The sequence below is a fragment of the Sinorhizobium sp. KGO-5 genome, from assembly GCF_036245905.1.
Lineage (GTDB): Bacteria > Pseudomonadota > Alphaproteobacteria > Rhizobiales > Rhizobiaceae > Sinorhizobium > Sinorhizobium meliloti_A.
Genome location: NZ_BDIZ01000005.1, coordinates 99,101 through 111,779, shown reverse-complemented (window position 1 = coordinate 111,779; position 12,679 = coordinate 99,101). Strand labels below are relative to the sequence as shown.

The window sequence follows — 12,679 nt, the reverse complement described above, 5'->3', positions numbered from 1 at the left end:
CGCACACGTTCTACCCAGCCGAAAGAGACAGGTTATGTCCGAGTTCAAGTCCGATTTCCTTCATACTCTCAGCGAACGCGGTTTCATCCATCAGACATCGGATGATGCCGGCCTCGACCAGCTGTTCCGGACGGAAACCGTGACCGCCTATATCGGCTTCGACCCCACGGCTGCGAGCCTGCACGCCGGCGGGCTCATTCAGATCATGATGCTGCACTGGCTGCAGGCGACCGGACACCGTCCTATTTCGCTGATGGGCGGCGGCACGGGCATGGTCGGCGACCCGTCCTTCAAGGACGAGGCGCGGCAACTGATGACGCCCGAAACGATTGCCGCCAACATAGCGAGCATCAAGACGGTCTTTTCGAACTACCTGAGATACGGCGACGGCCTCAGGGACGCGCTGATGATCAACAATGCCGACTGGCTGCTCGGCATCAATTACCTCGAATTTCTGCGCGACGTCGGGCGGCATTTCTCGGTGAACCGCATGCTGTCTTTCGACAGCGTCAAGATGCGGCTCGAGCGCGAGCAGTCGCTGTCCTTCCTTGAATTCAACTACATGATCCTGCAGGCCTACGATTTCGTCGAGCTCTATGAGCGCACCGGATGCCGGCTCCAGATGGGCGGTTCGGATCAGTGGGGCAACATCGTCAATGGCATCGATCTCGGCCACCGGATGGGAACGCCGCAGCTTTACGCCCTCACCTCGCCGCTGCTGACCACGGCCTCCGGCGCGAAGATGGGCAAGTCCTTGAGCGGTGCCGTGTGGCTCAATCCGGATATGCTCGGACCCTACGAGTTCTGGCAGTACTGGCGAAACACCGAGGACGCCGACGTCGCACGCTTCCTCAAACTCTACACGACGCTGCCGATGGCTGAAATCGACCGGCTGTCGAAGCTCGGCGGTTCCGAGATCAACGAGGTCAAAAAGGTTCTGGCAACCGAGGTCACCGCCATGCTGCATGGGCGGGCGGCGGCGGAGCAGGCCGCCGAGACGGCGCGCAAGACCTTCGAGGAAGGTGCGCTTGCCGAGAACCTGCCCTCGGTCGAGGTCCCGGCTCCCGAACTCGAATCGGGGCTTGGCCTGCTGACGCTTCTGGTCCGCGCCGGTCTGGCCGCTTCGAACGGCGAGGCGCGCCGCCATGTTCAGGGCGGCGCCGTCCGGATCAATGACGATCAGGTCAGCGACGAACGCCGCATCATCGGAAGCGGCGACGTGACCGGCGACGGCGTCATCAAGCTCTCGCTCGGCAAGAAGAAGCACCTGCTCGTTCGGCCCGTGTGAGCGGGTGACAAGGCAATGGGAACCTGAGGCCGGCCGCAGCGCCGGCCTTTTTATTGAAACTCGAAAATGTTGCGGAAGACGCCCGGCGCTATGATCGACAGCGGGTTGATCGTCAGATTCGGCTGGCTGAACGGACCGGTGAGTTTGAACGTGATGCCGAGCAGACCGCGGTCACGGCCATTTCCGAGCAGGACACCGATCAGCGGCAGCTCGCCGAAGAGCCGGTTCAATCCATAGGCCGGCATGAACGTTCCCGTCATGTCCATGCGGCCGTTTGAGTCGCGGACGGTACCCTGGAACGTCGCGCCGACGTCGACGCCGCGGACGACCCCGCTGCCGACGCGGATCGCGCCCTGATCCAGCAGGAGTTGCGCGTAACCACGCTCGAACTGAGCCGTACTCACATCGATATCGCGCCGGACCGCCTCATTGAGGCTGCGCCCGTCCTGCCCCGCCCGCGTCGAGACCATCGATTGCAGCCTCTGCTCCCCGACGAGCGAGAACTTGCGGATATCCACGGTCCCACGCCAGGAATTTGCCCCGCGATCACGCAGTCGCAGATTGAGGAGGCCGCCGCGCATATTGCGATAGATATCGATGAAGCGCGCGAAAGCCCCGGCATCGCTTGTCGTCAGTTCCAGTGTGTTGTCCGCCCCGGCCTTTACCAGTCTGGCGACGACGGCCTGACCGCTTGCAGTCAATGCAGAAAGATCGACATCGTCGATCTGCTGGCCGCGGCTCGAATAGGCCAGGTTTACATTCGAGAGCACTTCGCCATTAAAGCCGGTAACCCGATCGAGCCGCGCATTGATCTTCACATTGCCCGACCCTTTCGACCCCGATCCGCTCTTCACGCGGGCGAGCGCCGGCCGGATGTCAGCCGCAGTGCCGGTCAGGTCCACCGAATAGCCTCCATTGCTGCGCCCGACCGTGACGGCGAAATCGTCTCCGCTTGCGAGGCGCACGCCGCGCAGCCGCGCAGCCGCAAGACCCGATTCGTCGACGCGCAATTCGCCGGTGCCGCCAAAACCCTCACCGGTGAGCCGGAGGTCGTTTATTTCCGTGATGCTGCCGACGGGCCGGATTGTGAACGCCGCCTGTGCGGCGATGCCCGCCCCCTTGCTCCAGCCGATCCAGGGAAGCGACAGGACGGCCTTGCCGAGATCGGCCTTCACCGCCTGACTGCCGTCTTCCGCAAGCGATACGTCGATGCCGACGGGCCCCTTGACGATGCCGGACAGCGCCGGGGCGATTTTCGCCCGCGCCGCATCGTCGAGCGTCCCCGAGATTTCTCGCGTTCTCGTCACACCGGCCGAGCCGTCCACCGGTTCGGTGAGCGCGACACGCATCTTCGCACCGTCGATGAGGGCATTCGCCTGAAGCACCGCACGCTCGTTGTCGATCCGCATCTTACCGTCGAGATTGGCGATCGATCGTCCCGCTATGGGCCGCTTTATCGTGACGTCCTCAAGCTGCATTTCCACCTGCCACAGCGGTGGCGGCGGCATCTGGTCGGATATGAGGCCAAACCGCGCGCCCACCAGCGCCGTCATAGGTCCGGCGAAATCCTCCGGCGCGAAAGGCGTCTTCTGAAGGGCCTGGATGGGCTTGTAGCGAACGAGCTCCGCTATCGCGTCCGCCTGTCCGGCGACCTCGATCTTCATTTCCGCCATCAGCGGCTTCTCATAGACGTCGGCGATAACGAAATCCCCGCCGTTCAAGGCGACGGACCGCCCGGACGGGAAAAAGGCGGCACCCTTCCGGACCGCAACGGACATGCGCTCGCCGCTCAGGCTGAAGTGCCCGGCCGTGTCGCGCAGCGGCGGGATCTCACCGGCGATGTTGATGCGCGTCTCGTCGATGGCGAAGTTGATGTTGAGCTCCTTTTCGTCGAGCCTCAACTCACCGCCGCTGCTGGCGATGCGCCCCTCTGGTATCGAGACCTCGATGCGTGCATCGCTCACCGTCCCGCCGAAGAGATTGCCGATCGCCCAGCGGCGAGCCCCCTTCGCGAGCCACCATGGCCACAGCTGCTTCACCGCCCGGGCATGCAGCCTGTCGCTGAGTGCGGCGAAACTGATCCTTGGCGACGTCTTGCCGAAGGCGACCGAGAGCGAGCCCGCCATGGAACCGAGCGGGCTCGATATTGCCAGCTGATCGAAGATCAGCCGGTGCGCGTCGGACTCGAATCGGCCGCTCGCCTTGGCGTCAAAGGCAAGCGGCCGCTCCTGAATGTCTTCGGGATCGGAACTGGCGTTCTTGAGCAGAAGATCGACCGCAAAGCCCTTGCGATCGGCGCCGGCGATCTTGTCGAGGTCGATCAGGGCGCCGGTAAAAGGGAAGCTCGAACGGCCGATCCTGATCATCGACGCTAGAATTTCGACGGAGGCCCGCTCGAAATCGTAGGAGAGGTTCAGGTCAGAGGAATTGAGAGTCGAGACGAGACCGCCGGCGTGGAATGAGCCCTTGGAAGTCTTGACGGTTGCCGTAAGTGCAGGCTTCCTGCCGTCCGTCGCGCGAGACGCGTTGAGCGTGACATCGGCGGTGGTCTCGATGCCGAAGGCCTCCTCCCTGGCCGATTTCCCGTGATAGAGGAACGGCGAGAGCGAGAGCGCGTCGAGGCGGGCCTCGAAGGCAGCAATGCGCCCATTGTTGCCGAGAGCCTTTGCCGTCAGCAGCGACTCTGTCCCATCGACTGCGATCGTACCGGCAACGCGCATCGAACTGTCCGGATCGTGGCTGAATTCCAGCGTCTTGATCTCGACGGGAACAACGCGCCCCCGGACGCCGCTGACTTTCAGGCTGAAATCCGAGAGCACGACGGTCTGCGTCGCCCGCCCCGCGGTCAACCGTGACATCCGGTCGCCCTGCGCGAACAGCTCCTCAAGCGCGTTACCCACATCTGCGATGCGGATGGCGGTGAGATCGATCGGCTCGCCGCGCGGCAAGAGGCCGGTGTCGAGTTCGCCTCCTTCCGCTTCGAGCCTTGAGACGTCGATGCGGCCGGTCGCCAGCGCGAAGGGATCGAGGGCGATCGAGATCGCACCGAGCTTGGCGAGGTGCCGGCCCGAACCGCTCTCCTTCAGAGTCACGCCGCGCGCCTTGAGCGCAATTGCGCCGCCGCCTGTCAAGCGGATGACCGTGCTTTCGACATCGGCGCGGTAACCCTGGCCGAGCGCGGCGTTGAGCGCGTTGCGTGCCCGGGCATTCAACGGTCCGTCGACGACCCCGCTTTCTATGATGGCGACGAGCGAAGCAACGGCGATGAAGACAAGGAGGGAACAGCACAGGAAAAGCCGTGCGCAGAAGCGCCACGCCCCGCCCGGGCGGGGCGTGTGCACAATGACCGGGTCGTGCGCCTGGGCCGAGGGCAACGCGTGCAGCGCGACGATGTCCTCTCTGCGAAAGTCGACTTTTTCGCCGCGGATTTCAGTCATCGGCCCGAGCGTCCGACCTGATCGCCCCATTGCGTGTTTCCCATCGGGCCGCTGCCACGTGAGCGATGGCCGGGTCTTTCATTCGCCCCATTTAGATCGATACTCGTCCAACCAAATCAACATGCTTCGCCTCTCGCGGGAGCGAGAGGACTAGCCATTTCCCCTTTCGCGCAAGATCGCTTGTGGCATTGAGCCAGCACGATTTCACCTCCACTCGAATCCGAGTTAAAGGATCATACAGTAGCTACGAAGCCGTCCGGCACCTGTCAAATCTACCACAACTCTTCTGGACGGACTTCGGCGATCTCCGATATGCCTCAAGCGCACTGCATTCGATCCCGAAGACGCTGCACGATTTTGGGACATGCATTAACCGCGGAATGCCCACAAAACGTGACGTAAGAAAGGTTTGATCATGGCAGGATTGGGACAAGGCGATATCGCCCCGGAATTCGAACTCCCTCGTGATGGCGGCGGTTCGATCTCGCTCGCTGCGCTGCGCGGAAAGCCGATCGTTCTGTTCTTCTACCCGAAGGACGATACCAAAGCCTGCACGGAGGAGGCTATCGCCTTCTCGGCTCTGCAGAAGGAATTCCAGGAAGCGGGGATTGCGCTCGTCGGCATATCGCCCGATTCGGCCAAGAGCCACGATCGTTTTACCAAGAAACACGACCTTACGGTCGCCCTTGGCGCCGACGAGGACAAGGCTGTGGCAAACGCCTACGGCGTGTGGGTCGAGAAGAGCATGTACGGCCGCAAATACATGGGCGTCGAGCGGACCACCTTCTTGATCGATCGGCAGGGCGTGATCAGCCGCGTCTGGGAAAAGGTCAAAGTCCCCGGCCACGCCGACGAGGTTCTGGCCGCCGCAAAGGCGCTTTGAGCAGATACGGCAAGACCATGACGCGACTTCCGCAATTCCACAGCCTGCGCGGCGCCGCCGTCGAAGCGATCCGTGCCGCCGATCTTACCGTCAAGACCGAGCTTGCGCAGGAGGCGGCGCGGCGCTGGCAGGCGCGAACGCTGTCCCTGCGCTCGCCTTTGGACCGCGCCGTGCCCGAACGGCCCGGCCGCCCGGAAAGACCCGTTCTGACGCCACCGACCCAGGTCAAGCGGCGCTCGCTCGGCTCGCTGAAAGGGCGGATCGCTCTGCTGCACGCCATCGCCCACATCGAACTGAACGCCGTCGATCTGGCCCTGGACATCATCGCCCGCTTTGCATCGGAGCCGGTGCCGAATTCCTTCTTCGACGGTTGGATGCAGGTTGCCTTCGAAGAGGCCAAGCATTTTCGCATGGTACGGCAAAGGCTGAACGACCTCGGCGCAGATTATGGCGACCTTCCCGCCCATGACGGCCTCTGGCAGGCGGCGCACGACACGCGCAACGACCTGACCGCCCGCCTGGCCGTCGTTCCGCTGATTCTCGAAGCCCGCGGCCTTGATGTGACTCCGGCACTGCGTGCGAAGATGCGGGAGACCGGCGACGATGAGAGCGCTGCCGTCCTCGACGTCATCTACGAAGACGAGAAGGGCCACGTCGCGGTCGGAGCGAAATGGTTCCGCTTTCTCTGCGCCCGGCAGAAGAAGGACCCCGCGGCCACCTTTCAAACGCTCGTGCGGGCGAATTTCCGGGGACCGCTCAAACCCCCGTTCAACGACATTGCCCGGGCGGAGGCGGGATTGACCCCCTCCTTCTACCGATCGATGACCGCCTCCACCAACATCTGAGATAGCGTCTCGCACACACGCTTTATTAACCCTAACAAAGTGTAATTGCCGTCGAGCAACGCGAACTACGGCGCAGCGCGTCTATTGACGCGCAAACTGGGGCGCATCGGCGGGGGTGATGTGGTGTCTGTTGGTTCGGTAAACGCCTTCGGCAAACGCAGGCAAAGTCACGTCCTGATCCTGGCGAGCGGCGACAGGGTCCGGCACATGACTGTCCGCCCATGGATGGCAACCCTGGCCATCTGTTTCCTGGGAATGTTCGGCACAGGATATCTTGCCGCAACCACGTATCTGGTGCTTCGCGACGATCTGATCGGCGGAACGATCGCACGGCAGGCGCGCATGCAGCATGAATACGAGGACCGGATCGCTGCACTGCGAGCGCAGGTTGACCGTGTCACGAGCCGGCAATTGCTGGATCAGCAGGTTGTCGAGCAGAAGGTCGAGAAGCTTCTGCAGCGGCAGCTGGCACTGACCTCGAGAAGCGGCCAGTTCGGCGCACTCCCGGAAAACGGTACGGCCCTTGATCATGCCGGACAGCAAAACACTTTGCCGGCGACGGAACCGCTGGCCTATGACGGGCGCGCAGAAGCTCGGAGCGGCGTCAAGGCCATCGAGACGATCATGGGCATTGCCGGCAAGGATGATGACCGGCCTCCCCGCTCCGCCGTACTCGGCTATGCACCCGTCTCCTCCGGGAATGTGGATGGCGAAAGCGCTTCCGACCGGGCCGACCGGGTGTTTTCCAATGTTACGCTTTCGCTTAAGGGCGTGGAGCGCGAACAGATGGCGCATCTCCGGCAGATGACGGACAGCGCACTAAGGACGTCCGCGACGATCAGGGCTATCGTGGAGGATACCGGCTTCACGCTTCCCGCAGCCGACGAAGCGCTCGCCACGGATACGGCCGCGGAAGCCGGTGTCGGCGGTCCCTTCGTCGAACCGCAGGACGGAGACGTATTCGATCGGTTCCTGGTCGGTCTCGACACTGCTCTCCTTGAGCTCGAGCAGACCCGTGACGCAGCAAAAAGACTTCCTCTCGCCAGCCCGGCACCGGCAGCCGATGTCTCCAGCGGCTTCGGAAATCGGCTGGATCCGTTTCTCGGCCGTCCGGCGCTGCACGCGGGGACGGACTTTCGCGCACCGACCGGCACGCGAGTCCGCGCGACCGCCGATGGCACCGTAACGGCCGCGGGTTCTGCGGGCGGCTATGGAAACATGATCGAAATCGATCACGGCAACGGCGTCTCGACCCGCTACGCACATCTGTCGGCAATTCTGGTCGATGTCGGAGATGTGGTGAAGGCAGACGCGGTCATTGCCAAGTCGGGAAGTACCGGACGGTCGACGGGACCGCATCTTCACTACGAGGTTCGCCTGAACGGGCACGCCGTCGATCCGGCGCGCTTCCTGAGGGCCGGAACGGAGCTCGCCGGCTATCTCGATTGACAATGGGCGTGCGGGCCGCTACCTCTCCCGCGCCTGACGCGAAAAGCATGAGAATCGGGCGGATTCAACTTCCAGTGTTTCAACGTGCTGGATTTCTTGACTTTCGGCGCCTTTGGTCGTATGAGCGCCGCCACATGCTGCTGCATTTTCCAACGATCGATCAGAGTTCATCAGAACCGGAACGGAAACAGTTTCCCCTTTGACCAATTTCGCTGACCTTGGCCTGAGCCAGAAAGTTCTCTCCGCAGTTACCGATGCGGGCTACACGATACCGACACCGATTCAGGTTGGTGCCATCCCGCCGGCGCTTCAGCGCCGCGACATTCTCGGCATCGCCCAGACCGGAACCGGCAAGACCGCATCCTTCGTGCTGCCGATGCTGACCCTTCTGGAAAAGGGACGCGCACGCGCACGCATGCCGCGTACGCTGATCCTCGAGCCGACGCGCGAACTCGCTGCGCAGGTTGCCGAGAACTTCGACAAATACGGCAAGAATCACAAGCTCAACATCGCGCTTCTGATCGGTGGAGTTTCCTTCGACGAGCAGGACCGCAAGCTCGAGCGTGGCGCCGATGTGCTGATCTGCACGCCCGGCCGCCTGCTCGACCATTGCGAGCGCGGCAAGCTCCTGATGACCGGAGTCGAGATCCTCGTCATCGACGAAGCCGACCGCATGCTCGACATGGGCTTCATTCCCGACATCGAGCGAATCGCGAAGCTCATTCCCTTCACGCGCCAGACCTTGTTCTTCTCCGCGACCATGCCGCCCGAAATCCAGAAGCTTGCGGATCGCTTCCTGCAGAATCCGGAGCGGCTCGAGGTGGCGCGCCGGTCCTCGACGGCCATAACCGTTACGCAGCGTTTCGTAGCCGCACACGGCAAGGATTACGAGAAGCGCGCGGTGCTTCGTGAACTCATTCGGTCCCAGGAGGACCTGAAGAACGCGATCATCTTCTGCAATCGCAAGAAGGATGTCGCCGAACTCTTCCGCTCGCTCGATCGCCATGGCTTTTCGGTCGGCGCGCTGCACGGCGACATGGATCAGCGTTCACGCATGGCCATGCTCGCCAATTTCAAGGACGGCAACATCAAGCTTCTGGTCGCCTCCGACGTCGCGGCGCGAGGGCTCGACATTCCCGACGTCAGCCATGTCTTCAATTTCGACGTGCCGATCCACGCTGAAGACTATGTCCACCGCATCGGCCGAACGGGCCGTGCTGGCCGCTCCGGCGCCGCTTTCACGATCATCACAAAGCGCGAGACGAAGTTTTCCGATGCCATCGAGAAACTGATCGGCCAGAAGGTCGAATGGTTCAACGGCGACCTTTCGGAATTGCCCGAGCCGATGGAGAGCCACGACAGCCGTCGCGACCGCGGCAGCGACGGGCGCAAGGATCGGAAGAGGGAGCGTCCCGGCAAGGTTCACGCCGATCGCAAACCTGTCACGGCTTCAGGCAATAATACAGAAGAACTCGAAACAGTCCCGGAAAGGGTCGACGCGGTGAAGATCGAACGCAATGCCGACAGCAAGGATCGTCATAACGGCCGTAGCGACCGTCCCGGCCGCGCGCAGAATGCAGCCAATGACGACAATCGCGACCGTCGCCAGCGCAACCGCCGCGATCATGACGACGGTCCGACGCCGGTCGGTTTCGGTGACGACATTCCGGCCTTCATGCTGATCATGGGCAAGGCCTGATTCTCCGCTGATGGCACTGCCCGGTATCGATTTCCCCGGTCTCGGCTGCGGTCTGGCAATCCTGCGGGATGGAAAGATCCTCCTTTGCCGACGCCTGAAGGCGCCGGAAGCCGGTCACTGGAGCATCGTCGGCGGTAAAGTCGATCATATGGAGCTCGCGCAGGATGCGGCTCGACGCGAGGCGGAGGAGGAAAGTGGCCTTTCCATCCATTCGACCCGCTTTCTATGCATCAGCGAACAGATGATCGAAGCCGATCGGCAACATTGGATCTCGCTGATCTATGTGACGGAAAATTTTTCCGGCGAGCCGCGTCTCACCGAGCCGGACAAGCTCTCCGACATCCGCTGGTTCGACCTGACCGCCCTGCCCCAGCCTCTCTCCCGATTTGCGGCTGATGCGGTGCGGGCGCTCGCCTGAACCCCGCCACTCACCCTACTTTTTCGCCCTGAGCGCGGCCGCATAGGCAAGTCCAACCCAGCGCGCCATTTCATCCGGGTCGTCCCAAGCCGGCTCGGGGATGCTCCAATAGGGCATTTTCACCGGCTTGCCCTTGCCTTCATAGGTCCACTGCCGCGCGCCTGCTTCCTCGAGCGCCGGCGCCGATTCGGCATCGCCCTTCAAAAGAATTTCGCCGTTCACTTCCAACGCAAGAATGATGCCGTCGAAATAGATGCCCTTGCCGCCGAACATGCGGCGAATCTTGACCGGGCCGAGTGTTTCGAAAATCTCCTCGATTGCCGCATTGTCCATCGCTCAATCCCTCAATAGCCCGCCTGCAGCCACTATCGCCTCCGGCGTGTCGAGATCAAGACGCGCCGCAGCACCGAGTTCGACGTCGATCACCGGCAAGCCGCAGCGCTCGACGATGTGCCTCGCCCCGACGTCGCCGACGAGCTGACGGACGGCATGGAAGGTCTCCTTCGGCAGAATGACCGGGTTGCCGCGCTGCCCGTCGGCGACGGCACGCACCACGGCACGGCCGGATTCGGATTCAAAGGCAGCGATCAACTTCGCCAGGTGTGCCGAAGTGATGCCCGGCATGTCGGCAAGCATGACGAGCATCCCGCCGGCGTCGGCATCGAGGGCGGAGAGACCCGCAATCAGCGAAGCCGCCATCCCGCTCGGGTAATCGGGGTTCGAGACGAATGTGGCCTGCAGCCCCGCGAGTGCCGCCCGGATCTCCGCCTCCCGATGCCCTGTTACCACGATCACTCTGCCCGGAGCCGCGGCGATGGCGGTTTCCACCGACCGGCGCACGAGCGGCATGCCCTCGAACTCCGCAAGCAGCTTGTGGCGGCCATCCGGCCCCATCCGGCTCGCCTGGCCGGCTGCGAGCACCACGATCCAGACGGGACCCGGCCGCTTGCCGCCGGTGCCTTCCCGAGGCTGCGGACGCGTCGGGATTTCCTTGAGCAATCCGCCGACGCCGAGCCCGGTAATGTCGGCATTGCTCGGCCACTCGCCCGCGATCAATCGATCGAGAATCCAGTCGAAGCCGTTTTCTCGCGGGCTTCGTGCACATCCGGGAGCACCCAGGACCGGAATATCCCCTAGCCGCCCGAGCACGAGCAGATTGCCCGGGTCGACCGGCATTCCGACGTGTTCTACGACGCCGCCCGCGCGCCGGATGGCGGCAGGGATCACATCGTCCGGATCAGCCACGGCCGAAGCGCCGAAGACGATGATCAGGTCGTGCGAAACGGCAGCGTCCGAGATCGCGGCGGCGACCGCTTCGGTGGTGTGGGCCACGCGTTGCTCGCTATCGAGGCGGCTGCCGGATTGCAGGAGCCTTGCGGTGAGAACGGCGCGCGTCTTGTCCATCACCTGGCCCTTCAACGAAGGCAGCTCGGTCGCCACCAGGGCCGCGCGCCGCGGCGTGAACGGCTTGACTTCGAAGGCCAGATCCGCCCGAAGCAGTGCCTGCGCTCGCTCCACGAGCGCTTGCTGTACCGCCAGCGGGATGATCTTGATCGTAGCCACCATGTCGCCCGCGTCGACGGCAACATGATCGGCAAGGCAGGCGAGCGTGATCGCCGGATCTATACGGTTCAGCTGATCGACGACGGCGCGATTGGCAACGAAAAGACCGGCAACGGTAGCATAGACGTTGACCCGGCCCGTGGCAGCCCGCGAGAATCGCAGATGATCCGGGGCGATTGCCGCAGCTATGCGCGCCGCGGCTTCGTCCTCCGCCAGGTCGTCCGGCTCGAGCCTCGCGACAATGACTTCCGTAAGATCCGCTTCGGCAAGTGCCGCGACATCGTCGGCGCTCAGGCGATGCCCCTTCGCCAGTTTCATGGTGCCGATCTTTACCGAATGGCCCAGGAGAGCGCCTTCGGCATCGGCGAGCCGCACGGGTCCGAACCTCACTTGGCCCCCTCCACCGGCAGGTTCACGTCGCGACGCCGCAGCGCCCCGATGATTTCCGCCAGCACGGCAACCGCAATCTCGGCCGGGCTCGCGGCACCTATATCGAGGCCGATCGGGGCCTTGATACGTGCGATCGCCTCCCCCTGCACCCCTTGCGCCTGCAGGCGTTCGGTCCGAGCCGCATGGGTTTTGCGGCTGCCAAGCGCGCCGACATAGAAGCATCCCGCTTCCAGCGCCGCGCTGATCGGATAGTCATCGATCTTCGGATCATGCGTGAGAGCGGCGAGTGCCGTATAGCGGTCGAGCGGTCGAGCGGGCAGAACGTCTTCGGGCCAGTCTGCAAGAAGCTCGACGCCATGGAAACGCTCGGCCGTTGCAAAGGCGGTACGCGGATCGATGACCGCCATGTCGAAACCTGCGACCGGCGCCAGACGCGCCAATGCCTGCGAAATGTGAACCGCGCCGATCGCGACGATACGTGGGGGCGGCAGATGAACGTTGATGAAAAACGCCCTTTCCTCGACCTTCAGAAGACGGGGCCGGCCCGAGTGCAGCGCTTCGGAGACGGACGCGACCCATTCGGGCGGAATGCGATCGCCTTCGACAAAAGCCTGACTGCTGCCGTCCGAAAGATCGCCGACGACGACGGCGGCGCGCCGCGACGCACGGGCGAGATTAAGTGTCTGCAGTGTGCTCAGTTCCATCGT

General features: G+C 63.3%; 10 protein-coding genes. 6 read left to right on the top strand and 4 right to left on the bottom strand.

The genetic code is table 11. The annotated features are described in order from the left end of the window. The first annotated feature begins 34 nt into the window (after positions 1-34). Positions 35-1,288 carry a tyrosine--tRNA ligase gene (gene tyrS, locus BHD07_RS21000; RefSeq protein WP_338282939.1) on the top strand — a complete coding sequence of 418 codons (1,254 nt, stop codon included), beginning with the start codon at positions 35-37 and terminating at the stop codon, positions 1,286-1,288. Between the two features lie 50 nt (positions 1,289-1,338). Here the strand turns inward: tyrS and BHD07_RS20995 are convergent, their stop codons facing one another. Beyond that, a complete protein-coding gene (locus tag BHD07_RS20995; protein ID WP_338282937.1) occupies positions 1,339-4,755 on the bottom strand; it encodes a YhdP family protein in 3,417 nt (1,138 codons plus the stop codon). Positions 4,756-5,140: 385 nt separating this feature from the next. Here BHD07_RS20995 and BHD07_RS20990 point away from each other — a divergent pair, with 385 nt between their 5' ends. From BHD07_RS20990 to BHD07_RS20970, 5 genes are all read left to right on the top strand, one after another. After that, a complete protein-coding gene (locus tag BHD07_RS20990; protein ID WP_338282936.1) occupies positions 5,141-5,608 on the top strand; it encodes a peroxiredoxin in 468 nt (155 codons plus the stop codon). A gap of 17 nt (positions 5,609-5,625) precedes the next feature. Further along, the gene (locus tag BHD07_RS20985) at positions 5,626-6,453 is read left to right on the top strand and encodes a ferritin-like domain-containing protein (RefSeq protein ID WP_338282935.1); all 828 of its coding nucleotides are present in this window, start codon (positions 5,626-5,628) and stop codon (positions 6,451-6,453) included. Positions 6,454-6,498: 45 nt separating this feature from the next. Then, positions 6,499-7,902, top strand: coding sequence for a M23 family metallopeptidase (locus BHD07_RS20980; RefSeq protein ID WP_338282934.1), 1,404 nt, complete (start codon positions 6,499-6,501; stop codon positions 7,900-7,902). A gap of 199 nt (positions 7,903-8,101) precedes the next feature. Then, positions 8,102-9,601, top strand: a complete 1,500-nt coding sequence (locus BHD07_RS20975; RefSeq protein ID WP_100673166.1) for a DEAD/DEAH box helicase — start codon at positions 8,102-8,104, stop codon at positions 9,599-9,601. A 10-nt stretch (positions 9,602-9,611) separates the two neighbouring features. After that, the gene (locus BHD07_RS20970) at positions 9,612-10,019 is read left to right on the top strand and encodes an NUDIX hydrolase (protein ID WP_100673165.1); all 408 of its coding nucleotides are present in this window, start codon (positions 9,612-9,614) and stop codon (positions 10,017-10,019) included. 15 nt (positions 10,020-10,034) lie between these two features. On the opposite strand, the gene BHD07_RS20965 is transcribed toward BHD07_RS20970, so the two are convergent. Genes BHD07_RS20965 through BHD07_RS20955 form a run of 3 tightly spaced genes read right to left on the bottom strand, consistent with a single transcriptional unit; the run spans position 10,035 to position 12,676 of the window. Continuing rightward, a complete protein-coding gene (locus tag BHD07_RS20965) occupies positions 10,035-10,352 on the bottom strand; it encodes a TfoX/Sxy family protein (RefSeq protein ID WP_100673164.1) in 318 nt (105 codons plus the stop codon). Positions 10,353-10,355: 3 nt separating this feature from the next. Beyond that, positions 10,356-11,972, bottom strand: coding sequence for an NTP transferase domain-containing protein (locus BHD07_RS20960; RefSeq protein WP_338282933.1), 1,617 nt, complete (start codon positions 11,970-11,972; stop codon positions 10,356-10,358). Then, on the bottom strand, positions 11,969-12,676 hold the full coding sequence (locus BHD07_RS20955; protein WP_100673162.1) for an XdhC family protein: 708 nt from the start codon (positions 12,674-12,676) through the stop codon (positions 11,969-11,971). The genes BHD07_RS20960 and BHD07_RS20955 overlap by 4 nt, the downstream gene beginning before the upstream one ends. Between the last annotated feature and the right edge of the window lie 3 nt (positions 12,677-12,679).